The organism is Streptomyces sp. DSM 118878 (assembly GCF_052936595.1).
This window is the reverse complement of record NZ_CP193622.1, coordinates 7,592,560-7,607,954: the sequence shown is the minus strand read 5'-3', so window position 1 is coordinate 7,607,954 and position 15,395 is coordinate 7,592,560. Positions and strand designations below refer to the sequence as shown.

Annotated in this window: 12 protein-coding genes; 7 read left to right on the top strand and 5 right to left on the bottom strand. The window is 72.8% G+C overall.

Features of this window, described 5'->3' with window-relative positions; genetic code table 11:
- Positions 1 to 62: 62 nt before the first annotated feature.
- From ACRAKF_RS32945 to ACRAKF_RS32930, 4 genes are all read left to right on the top strand, one after another.
- A complete protein-coding gene (locus ACRAKF_RS32945; protein WP_447041506.1) occupies positions 63 to 1,349 on the top strand; it encodes an acyl-CoA dehydrogenase family protein in 1,287 nt (428 codons plus the stop codon).
- Positions 1,349 to 2,335: an acyl-CoA dehydrogenase family protein gene (locus tag ACRAKF_RS32940; protein ID WP_447041504.1), complete on the top strand. Its 987-nt coding sequence runs from the start codon at positions 1,349 to 1,351 to the stop codon at positions 2,333 to 2,335. Before ACRAKF_RS32945 ends, ACRAKF_RS32940 begins: the two co-directional genes overlap by 1 nt.
- Positions 2,336 to 2,548: 213 nt before the next feature.
- Positions 2,549 to 3,733: an anhydro-N-acetylmuramic acid kinase gene (locus ACRAKF_RS32935; protein WP_447041503.1), complete on the top strand. Its 1,185-nt coding sequence runs from the start codon at positions 2,549 to 2,551 to the stop codon at positions 3,731 to 3,733.
- Positions 3,734 to 3,875: 142 nt separating this feature from the next.
- Complete coding sequence (locus ACRAKF_RS32930; RefSeq protein WP_447041501.1) at positions 3,876 to 4,880, top strand: DUF2510 domain-containing protein; 1,005 nt, start codon at positions 3,876 to 3,878, stop codon at positions 4,878 to 4,880.
- Positions 4,881 to 5,062: 182 nt separating this feature from the next.
- Here ACRAKF_RS32930 and ACRAKF_RS32925 read toward each other — a convergent pair whose 3' ends face one another.
- Positions 5,063 to 5,647, bottom strand: a complete 585-nt coding sequence (locus ACRAKF_RS32925; protein WP_447041500.1) for a TetR/AcrR family transcriptional regulator C-terminal ligand-binding domain-containing protein — start codon at positions 5,645 to 5,647, stop codon at positions 5,063 to 5,065.
- Positions 5,648 to 5,808: 161 nt separating this feature from the next.
- On the opposite strand from ACRAKF_RS32925, the gene ACRAKF_RS32920 reads away from it, so the two are divergent.
- The gene (locus ACRAKF_RS32920) at positions 5,809 to 6,720 is read left to right on the top strand and encodes a phosphatase PAP2 family protein (RefSeq protein WP_447041499.1); all 912 of its coding nucleotides are present in this window, start codon (positions 5,809 to 5,811) and stop codon (positions 6,718 to 6,720) included.
- Positions 6,717 to 7,643, top strand: a complete 927-nt coding sequence (locus ACRAKF_RS32915; protein ID WP_447041498.1) for a DMT family transporter — start codon at positions 6,717 to 6,719, stop codon at positions 7,641 to 7,643. Before ACRAKF_RS32920 ends, ACRAKF_RS32915 begins: the two co-directional genes overlap by 4 nt.
- A 77-nt stretch (positions 7,644 to 7,720) precedes the next feature.
- Here the strand turns inward: ACRAKF_RS32915 and ACRAKF_RS32910 are convergent, their stop codons facing one another.
- The 3 genes from ACRAKF_RS32910 to ACRAKF_RS32900 all read right to left on the bottom strand — a co-directional run bounded on the left by ACRAKF_RS32910 (position 7,721) and on the right by ACRAKF_RS32900 (position 13,352).
- Positions 7,721 to 8,542, bottom strand: a complete 822-nt coding sequence (locus tag ACRAKF_RS32910) for a phospholipid scramblase-related protein (protein WP_447041496.1) — start codon at positions 8,540 to 8,542, stop codon at positions 7,721 to 7,723.
- Between the two features lie 62 nt (positions 8,543 to 8,604).
- Positions 8,605 to 11,187 carry a valine--tRNA ligase gene (valS, locus tag ACRAKF_RS32905; protein ID WP_447041494.1) on the bottom strand — a complete coding sequence of 861 codons (2,583 nt, stop codon included), beginning with the start codon at positions 11,185 to 11,187 and terminating at the stop codon, positions 8,605 to 8,607.
- Between the two features lie 107 nt (positions 11,188 to 11,294).
- On the bottom strand, positions 11,295 to 13,352 hold the full coding sequence (locus ACRAKF_RS32900; RefSeq protein WP_447041492.1) for a phosphocholine-specific phospholipase C: 2,058 nt from the start codon (positions 13,350 to 13,352) through the stop codon (positions 11,295 to 11,297).
- Positions 13,353 to 13,701: 349 nt separating this feature from the next.
- Between ACRAKF_RS32900 and ACRAKF_RS32895 the strand changes: the two genes are divergently transcribed.
- Positions 13,702 to 14,916, top strand: coding sequence for a serine hydrolase domain-containing protein (locus tag ACRAKF_RS32895; RefSeq protein ID WP_447041490.1), 1,215 nt, complete (start codon positions 13,702 to 13,704; stop codon positions 14,914 to 14,916).
- Between the two features lie 40 nt (positions 14,917 to 14,956).
- On the opposite strand, the gene ACRAKF_RS32890 is transcribed toward ACRAKF_RS32895, so the two are convergent.
- Positions 14,957 to 15,346, bottom strand: a complete 390-nt coding sequence (locus ACRAKF_RS32890) for a (2Fe-2S) ferredoxin domain-containing protein (protein WP_447041489.1) — start codon at positions 15,344 to 15,346, stop codon at positions 14,957 to 14,959.
- Between the last annotated feature and the right edge of the window lie 49 nt (positions 15,347 to 15,395).

Genomic DNA, 15,395 nt, shown 5'->3' with positions numbered 1-15,395 from the left:
AATCTACCAAACACTTGTTAGGGAAGAGGGAATCGACGAGAGACGAAGGGGGCGGTCCTGCGATGGACCTCGACTTCACCGCGCGGGAGCGCGAGTTCAGGCGGCGGGCGCGCGCGTGGCTGGCCGCGCACGTGCCGGTCGCGCCGCTGCCGTCCCTGGAGACCGAGGCGGGTTTCGCCGCCCACCGGGAGTGGGAGCGTGAGCTCGCGGCGGACCGCTGGTCGGTGGTCTCCTGGCCCGAGGAGTACGGCGGACAGGGCGCCGGCCTCGTCGAATGGCTGCTGTTCGAGGAGGAGTACCACGCGGCGGGAGCGCCGGGCCGGGTCTCGCAGAACGGCATCAGCCTGCTCGCGCCGACCCTCTTCGACCACGGCACCGCCGAGCAGCGCGCCCGGGTGCTGCCCGCCATGGCGACTGGCGAGGTGATCTGGGCCCAGGCCTGGTCGGAGCCCGAGGCGGGGTCGGACCTGGCGTCGCTGCGGTCCACCGCGCGGCGGACCGAGGGCGGCTGGCTGATCGGCGGCCAGAAGACGTGGTCGTCACGGGCCGCCTTCGCCGACCGCGCGTTCGGCCTGTTCCGCTGCGAGCCGTGCGGGGCCGGGGCGGGGGGCGCGCCGCCCAAGCCGCACCAGGGACTGGTGTATCTGATGTTCCCCCTCGACGCGGCCGGGGTGAGAGTCCGCCCCGTCGGGCGTCTGGACGGTAAGCCCGCCTTCGCCGAACTCTTCCTCGACGACGTCTTCGTGCCCGACGGGGACGTCATCGGCGAGCCGGGCCAGGGCTGGCGCATCGCCATGTCGACCACGGGCAACGAACGCGGTCTGACCCTGCGCTCCCCCGGCCGCTTCCTCGCCACGGCCGACCGCCTCGCGCGGCGCTGGCGGGCCCAGGGCGACCCGACGGACACGGCCCTGCGCGACCGGGTCGCCGACGCCGTCATCGGGGCACGCGCGTACGAACTGTTCACCTGGGCGAGCGCCTCGCGCTTCGCGGCCGGGGAGACGATCGGCGCCGAGTCCAGCCTGAACAAGGTCTTCTGGTCGGAACACGACATCGCCACTCATGAGACGGCGCTCGACCTGCTGGGGGCGGAGGGCGAACTGACCGCCGGGGCCGGGGCCGGGGCCGAGGACGACGCGGCCTGCGGTGGCGGGGCCGAAGGCGGCAAACCCGGCGGCGACAGGCCCGGTGGTGGCGAGCCGGGCAGTTGCCGTTCGGGTGGGGATGCGTACGACTGGGTCGAGGGGTACGTCTTTTCGCTGGCCGGGACCATCTATGCCGGGACCAATGAGATCCAGCGCGACATCATCGCCGAGCGGCTGCTCGGGCTGCCGAAGGGGCGTCGCTGATGAGGTTCCTTCTCGATGCCGAGCAGCGGGAGTTCGCGCGGTCGCTGGACGCGATGCTGACGGCGGCCGGCACGGTGGCCCCCGCGCGCGCGTGGGGCGCGGGTGACCACGCCCCGGGGCAGGCCGTGTGGACGCGGCTCGCGGACGCGGGGGTGTTCGCGTTGGCGGTCCCGCGGGAGTACGAAGGGGTCGGCCCGCTGCCCGCCGAGACGGCCGTCGCCTTCGTGGAGCTGGGCAGGCACGCCGTGCCGGGACCGGCCGTCGAGACGGTGGCCGCCTCGGCGTTGCTCTCCCGCCTGGCCGCGCTGGGCGAGCCGGGACCTGCCAAGCGGTTCCTGCCCGCGCTCGCCACGGGCAGGGCGAGCGCGACGCTGACACTCCCGGACGGCGGGCCGTATGCCGTGGACCCGCAGGTGGCGGACCTCATCCTGACGGTGGTCGAGGACGAGCTGCGGCTGGCGCCCGGCCACGCGCGCGTGCGCCGCTCCCTCGACCGCGCACGGTACCTGGCCGCTCCCCTGCCCGGCGGTGAACTGCTGGCCGCGGGCCCTGCGGTGGCCGACGCCACCCGGCACGCGACGCGGTGGGCGGCTCTCGCCACGGCCGCGCAGAGCCTCGGCGTCGGGCTCACGCTGCTCGACCGAACCGTGGTGTATGTGAAGCAGCGCTCCCAGTTCGGCGCGCCGATCGGGGCGTTCCAGGCGGTCAAGCACCGCCTGGCGGATGTCCTGGTGGCCCTGGAGTTCGCCCGGCCGCTGGTGTTCGGCGCCGCGCTGACCATGGCGCCGGCAGATGTCGCCGCCGCCAAGGTGACGGCGGCCGAGGCGGCGTACGGGGCGGCTCGCGCGGCGCTCCAGCTCCACGGGGCGATCGGGTACACCGCCGAGTTCGACCTCTCCCTGTGGCTGACCAAGGCGCGGGTGCTGCGGAGCGCCTTCGGGGGTCCGGGGGTGTGGCGCGGGCGGGTCCTCGCCGCGCGGGAGTGAGCCTGCCGTACCGCCCTTCCGCGCCCCCAGTGACTCCGCGCGCGGGGTGGCGGTGCCGGGCCCCGGAGTCAAGGGAAAGCCGCACGTCCGGCGGGCGGGCCGGCATGGCGAACGACCGCGCCCGACAATACGTTCGAGTAAGGGGGGTCACCCGCGGTCCACGGGGTGCGATGATCAAACGCATTGGCGAGCCGACCGAGAAGGAGGCCCCACGTGCGCGTGATCGGGCTCATGTCAGGGACCTCGTACGACGCGATCGACGCGGCAGCCGCCGATCTGATCCTGGACGGCGACCGTCTGACGCTCACTCCCCTGGGGTTGATCAGCCGGGGCTACGACGGGGGACTGCGTTCCCGGCTCGCCGCCGCGCTGCCTCCCGCGGCCACCACGCTCGCCGACGTCTGCCGGCTCGACACGGAGATCGGCCGGGCCTTCGCCGCCGCCGCGGTCGAGGCGGACCGCGAGCTGTGCGACGGACAGGCCGGGCTGGTCGCCTCGCACGGCCAGACCGTCTACCACTGGGTGGCGGACGGGCAGGTGCACGGCACCCTGCAGATCGGGCAGCCCGCGTGGATCGCCGAGGCGACGGGGCTGCCGGTGGTCGCCGACTTCCGCCCCCGGGACATCGCGGCGGGCGGCCAGGGCGCGCCCCTGGTCAGCCTCGTGGACCGGATGTGGCTGCGCGGCAGGCCCGGCGCCCCCGCCGCGCTGAACCTGGGCGGCATCGCCAACATCACCGCCCCCGACGGCACGGCCTTCGACACGGGCCCCGCCAACGCCCTGATCGACGCGGCGGTGAGCGAGGCCACGGGTGGCCGCCTGGCCTATGACCTGGACGGTGGCCTCGCCGCCCGCGGCACCGTCGACGAGGCCCTGCTCGCCCGGCTTCTCGCCGAGCCGTACTACGCGCTCCCCGCGCCGAAGACGACCGGCAAGGAGCTCTTCCATCTGCCCTATCTCCGTACGGCGTTGCGGGGGTACGAGACGCTGCCCCCCGAGGACGTCGCCGCCACGCTGACCCGGCTCACCGCCCGCACGGTCGCCGACGCGGTCCGCTCGGTGCGGGCCACGGAGGTCATCGCCTCCGGCGGCGGCACGCGCAACCCGGCGCTGATGGCCGCGCTGCGGACGGAGTTGGGCACCGCCGTCGCGCTGCGCACGTCCGACGAGCTGGGCATGCCGGCCGCGGCGAAGGAGGCATACGCCTTCGCCGTCCTCGGCTTCCTGACCCTGCACGGCCTGCCGGGCACCGACCCGGCGAGCACGGGGGCCCGGCACGCGAGCGTCCTGGGCTCGGTCACCCCGGGCCGCCACGGGACGCCGTGGCCGGAGCCGGTACGGGAGAAGGCGGGACCGATGCGTCTGGTCGTCAACGGGCATGGGAGCGGGGGCCGGTAGAGCGGGCCGGTAGGGCGGGCGCTCGCCTGAGGCGGGAATCAGGGGGAAACCAACGAGGCTCCGCGGGCCCGCGTGTCCGGCGAGGTCATTGAGGACCGCCCCTCTCATCCCGCTTTCACGGTGAGCTCATACTCTGGCGCCCATGACGCAGATGACTCCCCCCGGCTGGTACCCCGATCCCGGCCAGGCCGCCGGCGCCTCTCCCACCGAGCGCTGGTGGGACGGGAACGCATGGACGGATCAGGTGCGCGCCGCCGGTGGCGCGTACGCGCAGCCGACCCAGCCCAGCGGCCAGCCCAGCCAGCCCGGCGGCCATCCCGGCCACCCTGGCCAGCCCGGCCAGGTCGCCCAGCCGGCCTTTCCGGCGTATCCGGCACAGCCCCCGGCGCCGCAGCGGCGCGGCCTGCGCGTCGCGATAGCCGCGGGTGCGGTGCTCGTCGTACTCGCCGGGATCGGCGGGGGCGTGTACGCCCTCAACGCCGACGATGACGGCGACGGCGGCTCCGCGGCCGATGAGCCGTCGTCCGGGGCCCCGCGGGCGCCGCGGGACTCGGAGGCGCCCGACGCGCCCCGGGCGCCCGAATCCGGCACCCCGCGGGCCCCGCAGGAGTCCGGCTTCGCGACCGACCCGGTCAACGGCATCAAGATCCCGATACCCGACGGCTGGAAGGGCGGCACCACCCAGACGGGCGCCGGGGTGCAGACGGACCCCATCCCGTGCCCGGGCAACACCGGCGAGTCGTGCACCCGCGCCAGCGCGTTCTCCCAGTCCGCGAAGGAGCTGAAGCTCGACGCGAAGACGCCCGAGGAGGCCGCGAAGGAGGACATCAAGCAGAACGCGAAGGAGGGGTACGGCGGCAAGACCTACGGCCGGATCACCTCGCACAAGGTGCTGGCCTCCGAGGCGATCACCGTCGCGGGCCAGAAGGGCTACCACGTCCGCTGGAAGGCCGTCACGGAGAAGAGCGACGACGGGTACGTCGAGTCGCTCGCCTTCCCGTCCCCCGCCGACAAGGACAAGCTCGTCATCGTCCGCATGGGCATCGACGTGAACGACAAGGCTCCCTCGCAGTCCGCCATGGACAAGATCGCCAAGGGCATCAAGGCCGCCCCCATCGGCGGCGGAGGCACGGGTCAGGACGTCTGACCGGCGGCCGTGGGCGGTGCCCCCAAGCACCGCCCACGATCCGCCGGAACCAGCGGGCCGGCCGGGGTTCCTCGCCGCTCAGGAGGAACCCCGTCCGGCCCGGGGGTGCGCGCCGCCCCCGTCCCCACGGTGCGGCGCGGGCGGACCCGGGTCCCGTCATCCGACAGACCCGGGCCCACGATTCAGGTGAGGCCGAGCGCGGGCAGCACGCAGGCCTCGACGAAACGGGTCAGATACTCCTCGTCGGCGTGTGCGCCCTCGATGACCGGTCTGGCCCGCAGCACGCCGAAGAGCTGCACCGTGACGAACTCCACCGCCGGATGTCCCGCCGCGATCTCGCCTCGCTCGACGCCCCGCCGGATGATCGCGTCCATGGCCTGGAGCTCCGGCTCGACCAGCGTCTCACGCAGCGCCCGCTGTAGGTCGACGTCTTGCAGGACCGCGTGGCTGAGCGCCTGGACCAGCATGGTGTCCCGCCCCGACTCCTCGCCCGCGACCCGGGCCGCCGCCCGCAGGTCCCCGGCGAGGCTGCCGGTGTCGATGCCCTGGAAGCGCACACAGCGGTTGGCCCGCAGCGCCGCCGCCACGAACTGCGGCTTGGTCTTCCACTGCCGGTAGAGCGTGGACTTGCTGCACCGGGTGCTCGCGGCCACGCCCTCCATGGTCAGGGACTCGTACCCGCACTGGCGGAGCTGGTCGAGGACGGCGTCGTAGAACTCCTGCTCACGCTCCGGCGTGATCTTCGAGCGGCTCGACGTCGACGTCATGACTCTTCTCCTCGGTACGGGGGCCGAACCGGTGCCATCAGCCCCCATCGATACGCCAGTGTACCGGTACGCCTCCGTATCGGTACACTGGCGTATCGATGAGTGGGGCGATCCCTCGCTCAGGACCGCACCACCCAGTCGTCACGTAAAGGGGCCGGGGGATGAAATCCCGAACCGAGCCTGCCGAACGGGAGCCGGACACAACCGTCCGGGAGCCGGACACATCTGCCCGACCACCCCTCGTCCGCGAGCTCCTCCTCGTCATAGGACTCTTCCTCGTCTACAAGTTCGGCAGGCAGCTGGCCAACGGACACACCGCCGAGGCCTTCCGCAACGCCCACCACGTGTGGGACGCCGAGCGGACCCTGCGCCTGCCCGGCGAGGGCGCCGTGCAGGATCTCCTGCTGCACGGCGACCCGCTGATCCACGTCGCGAACACCTACTACGCGACCGTGCACTTCCCGGCGACCCTGCTGTTCCTCGTCTGGCTCTACGCGTGCCGCCCCCGGCACTACGTCTGGGCGCGCCGGGCGCTCGCCGCGCTGACCGCCGCCGCGCTCGTGCTGCACCTGGGGTTCCCGCTCGCGCCGCCGCGGATGCTGGACGCCGCCCACCTCGTGGACACGGCACAGGTGTACGGGCCCTCGGTGTACGCCGCCAAGCCCGCGACGGACACCATGGCCAACCAGTTCGCGGCCATGCCCTCGCTGCACTTCGGCTGGGCCCTGATGGTCGCCGTCGGCATGATCGTCGCGACCTCGACGCGGTGGCGCTGGCTGTGGCTGCTGCATCCGCTCCTGACCCTGCTCGTGGTCGTCGGCACGGCGAACCACTACTGGCTGGACGCGATCATGGCGACCGTCCTGCTCGGCGCCGCGCTCGCGGTGATCCGCCTGCCGCGCCCCAAGCGGTCCGTGGTCGTGGGGCACTCCTCCGGTACGGCGCATGAGGCACCGGCGTACGAGCCTCCGGCGCATGAGGCACCGACGCATGAGGCTCCGGGGCATGAGGCTCCGGCGTACGAGCCCGCGGCGGGCACGCCCGAGCTGATCGCTTCGGGGGCCGGACGGTGAACGCCACGCTGGTCGCGGTCGCGCTCTCCCTCGTCTCGGCCGCCGCGTACGCGGCGGCGGCCGTGGCCCAGGAGCGGCTCGCCGCCCGGGTCACCGAGGGCGAGAGCGGGGCCCTGCGGATGCTCGGCAGCGGCGTCTGGTGGTCGTCGGTCGGCCTCAACGCGGCCGCCGCGCTGCTGCACGTGGCCGCCCTGAAGTACGGCCCGCTCACGCTGGTCCAACCCCTCGGAGCGCTCACCCTGGTCGCCGCCGTACCCCTCGGCGCGCGCCTCGCGGGGCGCCGGGTCACGCGCCTGGAGTGGCGCGGCACCGGGCTCACGCTCATCGGCCTCGGCGCGCTGCTCCTGACCGCCTCGGGTCCGGCGCCGGACGACACCCTGACCGTGCCGGAGGCGCTGGTGGTGGCCGCCGGGACCATGGTCGCCATCGGGGTGCTCTCGCGGCCCGGCACGCGGCCGGGGCTGCGGCACGCGACCGCGTCGGGCTTCGCGTCCGGCGTCGCGTCGGCGCTCACGCAGACCGTCACGGTCGCCGTCACCGACCGCTCGGGGCCGCTGCTCAGCCCGAAGGTCGTGATCGTGGCGCTGCTGGTGGCCGCGTTCGCCGCCGGCGGCCTGCTGCTCTCGCAGACCGCCTACCGCGGCGGCCTCGGCGCCCCGCTCGCCGTGGTGACGCTCTCCAACCCGGTCGCGGCCTCGGTCATCGGGGTGGCGCTGCTCGGGGAACGGCTCCAGGGCGGCGTCGTGGGCATCCTGCTCGCGGTGGCGGGCGCCGCGGTGGCCGCGTACGGGGTGGTCGTGCTCACGCGCTCGCCGCGGGCGGTCCCGGATGTTCCGGTCCCGGATGTTCCGGTGCCGGAGTACCTGCCGTCGGTCCCGGGCCGGCCGGTGGAACCGGCGGCGCTGCACCTGTCGCGCTCCTGACGGCGCAGCGACGAAAACGGCGTCGGCCGCACCCCCGGCAGGGGACGCGGCCGACGCCGTCGCCGTGTGCGGTCCGGTCACCCGAAGCCGCGGGAATCCTGCTTGAGGGCCGTGTCGACGGTCAGGGCGGTCGCCACGACCAGGCTCAGGAGCGGCTCGGGGAGCTGGTAGTGGATCTGTAGGACGTAGTTGTCCGCGGTGGTGAACATGGTCTTCGCGAGGCCTTCCCAGGTCTTCGTGATCCGGGCGACCTCGTTGTCCGCGTGGTCGACGATCGCGAAGTTCCACGCGCGCCAGTTCTCCGCCTTGATCGCGCCGACCTGCCGGCCGTCCACCATCATGCCGAAGTTGATCTTGCCGATCATGTTCTGCTGGACGATCTCGCCGATCGGCTGTCCGTCCGGGCGCTCGACGACGACCCGTGACTTCATGAACTTCGCCGGGCGGGTCAGCAGCATCTGCGGCTGACCGTAGGCGTCGCGGATCTCCAGCTTGTGCGTCAGGAACTGGTCGACGCTGGAGACGAAGCGCGCGACCTTCTTGAGCGTGCTCTGGCCCACCTGCACGACCGTGCCGAGCGTGTTGCCCGACTGGTCCATGACGCTGTACTCGTTGGTCAGCTCGATGAGCTTGGCCTTCTGGTTCACCACGAGGACCGGCTCGGTGAAGAGCGTGCCGCCGCCCTGCCCGCTCGGCACCACGCCCGCCTGCTGCTGCACCTGGCGCTGCACCTTCGCCGGGTCGGCGGCCACGGGCGCGGCCTGGACCTGCGCCTGGCCGGCCTGCTGGCCGGGGCTGGTGTGCTCGGTCCACTGGGACCCGTCCCACCAGCGCAGCAGCTGAGCCGCGCCCTGAGGGTCCGCGTACCAGCCTTCAGGAGTGTTCGAATGCGTCGTCACCCGCCAGACCCTACCTTCCAGCCACACACATCCCGCCAGCCCCGTGCACAAGACCCTTCCCGCTAGAAACCGGCGTCGAGCCGCAGCGCCCCCGGCTCCTCCCGCAACTCCACCACCGCGATGCGGCCCGCCGCACGCACGTCGCCCTCGGCCAGCGCGAACCGGTCGAGGACCGCGCGGGGCGCCGACACCGTGGCCCGCGCGACCTCGGCCCGCATGGACAGCTTCGCCCGGGACTTGGCCCTGCGGACGGCCGCGATGGCCTCCGACGCCGTACCGAGCAGCGCCTCATCACCCGCGTACCGGCGCAGCTCCTCGCCGCTCGGCCAGGCGGCACGGTGCACGGACCCGTCCCGCCACCACGACCAGACCTCCTCCGTGACGAACGGCAGGACCGGCGCGAAGAGCCGCAGCAGAACGTCGAGCGCGGTGCGCAGGGCGGCCCGTGCCGACTCCGTGGCCGCGGTGTCGCCGTGGTCGCCGTACGCCCTGGCCTTGACCAGCTCCACGTAGTCGTCGCAGAAGCGCCAGAAGAGCTGTTCCGTACGGTCGAGGGCGCGCGCGTAGTCGAAGGCGTCGAAGGCGGCGGTGGCCTCCTCCACGGTCGACGCGAGCGCGGCGAGCAGCGCCCGGTCCAGCGGCTCGGTGACGGCACCGGTGTCGGCACCCGTGTCGGCCTCGCCGAGGCCCAGGCCCAGGCCCAGGCCCAGGCCCAAGACGAATTTGCCGACGTTGAGCAGCTTCGTGGCGAGGCGCCGCCCGATCTTCATCTGCCCGACGTCGAACGCCGTGTCCGTCCCGGGCCGCCCGCTCGCCGCCCAGTAACGGACGGCGTCCGCACCGTGCCGGTCGAGGAGGTGGTCCGGGGTGACCACGTTGCCCCGCGACTTCGACATCTTCTTGCGGTCGGGGTCGAGGATCCAGCCGGAGATCGCCGCGTGCTTCCAGGGCAGCGAGCCGTGCCCGGTGTGGGCGCGCACGACGGTCGAGAACAGCCAGGTGCGGATGATCTCGTGGGACTGGGGCCGCAGGTCCATGGGGAAGACCCGCGCGAACAGATCGGGGTCCGTACGCCACTTGCCCGCGATCTGCGGGGTGAGCGAGGACGTCGCCCAGGTGTCCATGACGTCGGGGTCGCCGGTGAAGCCGTGCGGTTCGCCCCGCTGGTCGGCCGTGTGACCCGGCGGGGTCTCGGCGCTCGGGTCGACGGGCAGGGCCGTCCGGTCGGGGACGATGGGGCGGGAGTGGTCCGGCTGTCCGGCGCCGTCCAGGGGGTACCAGACGGGGATCGGAACGCCGAAGAACCGCTGGCGGCTGATCAGCCAGTCGCCGTTGAGGCCGCCGACCCAGTTCTCGTAGCGGACCCGCATGTGCGGCGGATGCCACTCGACCTCCGACCCGCGCGCGAGGAGCCGCTCGCGCAGTCCGGTGTCACGGCCGCCGTTGCGGACGTACCACTGGCGGGTGGTGACGATCTCCAGGGGCTTGTCGCCCTTCTCGAAGAACTTGACGGCGTGTGTGACGGGGCGCGGCTCGCCGAGCAGGTCGCCGCTCCGGCCCAGCAGCTCGACGACGCGTTCGCGCGCGGTGTGCGCCGTGGCTCCCGAGAGCCGCGCGTACGCGGCGACGGAGTCCGGAGTCTCGACGCCGCTCGGCGGTTCGGCGAGGAAGCGGCCGTCCCAGCCGATGACCGGCCGGGTGGCGAGCCGCAGCTCACGCCACCACGTGACGTCGGTGGTGTCGCCGAACGTGCAGACCATCGCGATGCCCGTGCCTTTGTCCGGCGCCGCGAGGTGGTGCGCCACGACCGGGACCTCGACCCCGAAGAGGGGGGTGCGGACGGTGGTGCCGAACAGCTCCCGGTAGCGCTCGTCGTCCGGGTGGGCCACCAGCGCGACGCAGGCGGGCAGCAGCTCGGGGCGGGTCGTCTCGATCTCGACCGTGCCGCCGTCCGCGCCCCGGAAGGCGAGCCGGTGGTAGGCGGCGGGCCGCTCCCGGTCCTCCAGCTCGGCCTGGGCGACCGCCGTGCGGAACGTGACGTCCCACAGCGTGGGCGCCTCGGCGACGTACGCCTCGCCGCGCGCGAGGTTGTCGAGGAAGGCGAGCTGGGAGGCGGCACGGGCGTCGGCGTCGATGGTCTGGTAGGTGTGCGACCAGTCGACGGAGAGGCCCAGTTTGCGCCAGAGCGCCTCGAACGCCTTCTCGTCCTCGGCGGTGAGCCGCTCGCACAGCTCGATGAAGTTCCGCCGGGAGACCGGCAGTGGGTGCTTTCCGGGAAGCTCCGGCGGCGTGAAGCCGGGGTCGTAGGGGAGTGAGGGGTCGCAGCGGACGCCGAAGTGGTTCTGGACGCGCCGCTCGGTCGGCAGCCCGTTGTCGTCCCACCCCATGGGGTAGAAGACTTCCTTGCCGCGCATGCGCTGGTAGCGGGCGACGGTGTCGGTGTGCGTGTACGAGAAGACGTGGCCGACGTGGAGCGAACCGCTGACCGTGGGCGGCGGGGTGTCGATGGAGAAGATCTCGTCCCGTGTCTTCGAGCGGTCGAAGGTGAATACGCCCGACTCGTCCCATCGCCTGGACCACTTGTCTTCGAGCCCGTCGAGAACGGGCTTGTCCGGGACGCCTGCGCGGCGATGGGTGAATGCCATGCCAACGCATGCTAGCCAGGGCCGACGGCCTGCGGCTTCTCCTTTTCTCCGGCCGCCGCTCCCCCGCCCGTGCGGCGAGGGAAGCGGGGGCGGCGGCGCGCAGTGGGTCAGGGGGTGGTCAGGGCCGGGTCGCTGGTGCTCGGGGTGCCGGTTTCCACGTGGCCGGCGTAGCGCCGCAGGAAGTGGGCGTCGGCGTCGGACGTCACCGTCAGGTCGTACCAGCGCTTGGTGTGGCGCAGTTCGACGGTGTGCCGCACGGTGGCGCCCGCCTTGACCTTGAAGGTCTGGGCGGCGCCGCCGTAGGCGTTGGTCAGCCTGAGGTGCACGTCGGTGCTGCCCGCGTTCTCGAAGGTCAGCTTGATGTTGCCGGTCGTGCCGTCGTGGCGGGCGGTGACCTCGGGGCCCGCCTTCTTGTTCGGTCCCCGGAAGGTACGCAGGAACCCGTTGGGCCCGTAGACGGAGAGGTCGTAGGAGCCGTTCGAGTACGCCGAGTTCCAGGTGTCGGAGAGGGTCCTGCCCGCCCCGGTGGTGTACGTCCAGGGGCCGTCGGTGCGGTTGCCGGAGCGGACGTGGAAGCAGACGCCCGCCTTGTCGCCGCCGCCGAAGGTCAGCGTGAACTTCCCCGCGGCGACGTCGGCGGCGCCGTCCACCAGCGGGACGTACGGCAGGGCGCGCGCGGGCCGCGAGCCGCGCTCCTGCTGGGGCAGCGCCGGATCGGCGGGTGCCTTGGGGACGTAGTCGGGGTGGCGGTCGTTGTCCGGCGGCTCGTAGGCCGCGGTGTCGGGCAGCCCGGCCGGCTCGGTGTCCTTGCCGCTGAAGTCGAAGGCGGAGGTCAGGTCGCCGCAGATGGCGCGGCGCCACGGCGAGATGTGGGGCTCCTCGACGCCGAAGCGGCGCTCCATGAACCGGATGATCGACGTGTGGTCGAAGACCTCGGAGTTCACGAAGCCGCCGGTGCTCCACGGCGAGACGACGATCATCGGCACGCGCTGGCCGAGGCCGTAGTGGCCAGCCGCGTAGGAGGCGTTGCCCGGGAAGTAGTCGAGGGTGGTGTCGACGGTGGACTTGCCCTGGTTCGCGTCCTTCGGGACGTACGGCGGGACGATGTGGTCGAAGTAGCCGTCGTTCTCGTCGTACGTGACGAACAGCGCCGTCTTGGCCCACACCTCGGGGTTCGACGTGAGCGCGTCGATGACCTGCGCGATGTACCAGGCGCCGTAGTTCACCGGCCAGTTGGGGTGCTCGGTGAAGGCCTCGGGGCAGGCGATGTAGGAGACCTGAGGGAGCCTGTCCGCCTTCACGTCGGCCGTGAGGATGTCGAAGTAGCCGTCCCCCGCCTTGGCGTCGGTGCCGGTGCGGGCCTTGTCGTACAGCGGGTCGCCGGGCTTGGCGTTGCGGTACTTGTTGAAGTAGAGGAGCGAGTTGTCGCCGTAGTTGCCGCGGTAAGCGTCGTCGATCCAGCCCCAGTGGCCGCCGGCGTCCAGGCCATCGCCGATGTCCTGGTAGACCTTCCAGCTCACGCCCGCCCGCTCCAGGCGCTCCGCGTACGTCGTCCAGTCGTAGCCGAGCTCCTGGTTGCCGAGGACCGGGCCGCCGCCCTTGCCGTCGTTGCCGACGTGACCGGTGAGCATGTAGTAGCGGTTGGGGTCGGTGGCCCCGATGAACGAGCAGTGGTAGGCGTCGCAGACCGTGAAGGCGTCGGCGAGCGCGTAGTGGAAGGGGATGTCGTCCCGTTCCAGGTAGGCCATCGTCCGCTCGGACTTCGCGGGGATCCACTGGTCGTACGCGCCGTTGTTGAACGCCTTGTGGCCGCCCGCCCAGTCGTGGTCGAGGCCCGCGATGAACTGCATGCCCAGGTCCTCGGCGTCCGGGTGGAAGGGCAGGACCTCCTTGGCGCCGTTCGGCTGGTTCCAGACCGGCTTGCCGCCCGGCAGCGTCACCGGACGCGGGTCGCCGAAGCCGCGTACGCCCTTCATCGTCCCGAAGTAGTGGTCGAAGCTGCGGTTCTCCTGCATCAGGACCACGACGTGCTCGACATCCTTGATGGTGCCGGTGGCGCGCTTCGCGGGCAGCGAGGCGGCGCGCGCGATGCTCTGGTTGAGCATGGCGTAGGCCGCGGTGCCGCCGGTCAGCTGCATGAAGCGGCGCCGATTGAGTTCAGGCATGAATATTCCGACCTCGTGTGGTGTGGGGGATGCGAGCGGGTGAAGTGTGCCAAGGGGAGCAAGCGTTACGGAAGGGTCGGTGACGGGGGTGTGAAGAGAAGTCCAACCTCTGACGCGGGGGACACAAGGACCGCCGTGCCGGGACGTCCGACCCCGGCTGCGCGTCATGCCGGGCCCGGGCACCGCGACGCCCCCGGTCCGGTGTGGGCGGTCCCCCGCCTCCTCGCCGGGCGGCTCTTTCACGGCACCCTCACAATCGGGGACGAGGGAGACGGCTTCCGGGGGTAGGTGCCGGAGGCAACCATGCGGGACGATGCAGTCCGGCCCGGCCCACCGCCAAGGAGAGTCCATGTCCGTACGCGTCCACGGCACCTGCGCCCCCGGCTTCGAACCCGTCCGCGAGGAGTTCACCAGGAACTTCGCCGAGCGAGGCGACCTGGGAGCCGCCGTCGCCGTGTACGTCGACGGGGAGCCCGTCGTCGACCTGTGGGGTGGCGACGCGGACCGCACGGGCACCCGCCCCTGGGAGCGCGACACGCTGGTGAACACCTACTCCATGACGAAGGGCCTGACGGCGCTCTGCGCCCATCTGCTCGTGCGGCGCGGTGAACTGGACCTGGACGCTCCGGTCGCCCGCTACTGGCCGGAGTTCGCACAGGCGGGCAAGGCCGGCATCCCCGTGCGCTGGCTGCTGAGCCACCGCGCCGGGCTGATCGCACCGAGCGAGCCGATGCCGTCCGACGCCGTGTACGACTGGGAGAAGGTCACCGAGGCGCTCGCGGCCACCGAACCGTGGTGGCGCCCCGGCACCGCGCAGGGCTACCACGCGGTGACCTTCGGCTTCCTGGTCGGCGAAGTGGTGCGGCGGATCAGCGGGGTCTCGCTCGGCACGTTCCTGCGGGCGGAGGTGACCGGGCCGCTGGGCGCCGACGTCTGGGTCGGCACGCCGGACAGCGAGCACGGGCGGTGCGCGGACATGGAACGCCCCGCGGGGGCGGCGCCGGGCGCCACCGTCTTCGGCGACGCCCCGAAGCCGCCGGTCGGCGGGCTCGACGAGCATCCGATGGCGCCGCTCACGCTGGCCCTGCGGTACCTGCCGCTCGGCGACGTGAACGGCCCGGCCTACCGCCGCGCGGAGATACCCTCCGCCAACGGCCACGCCACCGCCCGCGGCATGGCCGCCGTCTACGCGGAACTGGCGTGCGGGCGGCTGCTGACCGCCGGGGCGGTGGAGCGGCTGCGCACCTCGCAGAGCACGGGCGACGAACCGGACCTGGTGCTCGCCGCGGGCAGCCCGTTCGGCGCGGCCTGGCCCTGGGGCCTCGGCTACATGCTCAACCAGTACGGGCAGGCCGGCCCCAACCCCCGCGCGTTCGGGCACGGCGGCGCGGGCGGCAGTTACGGCTTCGCGGACCCGGAGAACCGTGTCGCCTACGCGTACGTGATGAACCGCATGGGCGCCGGGACGTCCGGCGAGGACCTGCGCAGCTACCACCTCGTGGACGCGCTGTACCAGGCGTTGCGCGAGCGGGGCGAGGTGGCGGGAAGCCCCCAGGACACCTGATACCTGATACCTGCCAGCAGGTATCAGGTAGGTGAGGGAGCTACACCTGCCGTGGGTCCACCATTTGCAGTTCCAGCGCCGGCGACGGCTTCGCGAGGCCGGGGCCGCCCGCTTCGGCCCAGGTGAGCACTCCGTCGAGCGACTCCTCGTCCGTGACGAAGCCGATCCAGGCCGCCCGGCCGCCTCTTCTGCGGCCCTCGTGGGAGGGCTGGACGACGACGATGTTGGCCTGGCCGCACGGGCCGAGGCAGTCGCTCGTGCGGACCGTGAAACGGCCCCGCGAGGCGGCCGCCGCGGAGCGCAGCCGCTCCAGCTGCCAGGCGTGGTCGATGCCGGGATTCTTGCGGGCGTCGCCGCAGCAGCAGCCACGGCACACGACGAGCGTGCAGGGGCGGCGGGCGGCGGCACCGATGGAGACGACGGGACTCATCCTGTGATCATCGCAGGCCGCGCCCGCTGCCCGAGGGCCAGGTCCGTCC

Excerpts from the sequence above, each read along its gene's own strand:
- ACRAKF_RS32925 (WP_447041500.1), bottom strand. The coding sequence starts at position 5,647 with ATGACGTCGACGTCGAGCCGCTCGAAGATCACGCCGGAGCGTGAGCAG.
- valS (WP_447041494.1), bottom strand. The coding sequence starts at position 11,187 with ATGGCATTCACCCATCGCCGCGCAGGCGTCCCGGACAAGCCCGTTCTC.
- ACRAKF_RS32890 (WP_447041489.1), bottom strand. The coding sequence starts at position 15,346 with ATGAGTCCCGTCGTCTCCATCGGTGCCGCCGCCCGCCGCCCCTGCACG.
- ACRAKF_RS32940 (WP_447041504.1), top strand. The coding sequence starts at position 1,349 with ATGAGGTTCCTTCTCGATGCCGAGCAGCGGGAGTTCGCGCGGTCGCTG.
- ACRAKF_RS32945 (WP_447041506.1), top strand. The coding sequence starts at position 63 with ATGGACCTCGACTTCACCGCGCGGGAGCGCGAGTTCAGGCGGCGGGCG.
- ACRAKF_RS32930 (WP_447041501.1), top strand. The coding sequence starts at position 3,876 with ATGACGCAGATGACTCCCCCCGGCTGGTACCCCGATCCCGGCCAGGCC.
- ACRAKF_RS32895 (WP_447041490.1), top strand. The coding sequence starts at position 13,702 with ATGTCCGTACGCGTCCACGGCACCTGCGCCCCCGGCTTCGAACCCGTC.
- ACRAKF_RS32920 (WP_447041499.1), top strand. The coding sequence starts at position 5,809 with ATGAAATCCCGAACCGAGCCTGCCGAACGGGAGCCGGACACAACCGTC.
- ACRAKF_RS32900 (WP_447041492.1), bottom strand. The coding sequence starts at position 13,352 with ATGCCTGAACTCAATCGGCGCCGCTTCATGCAGCTGACCGGCGGCACC.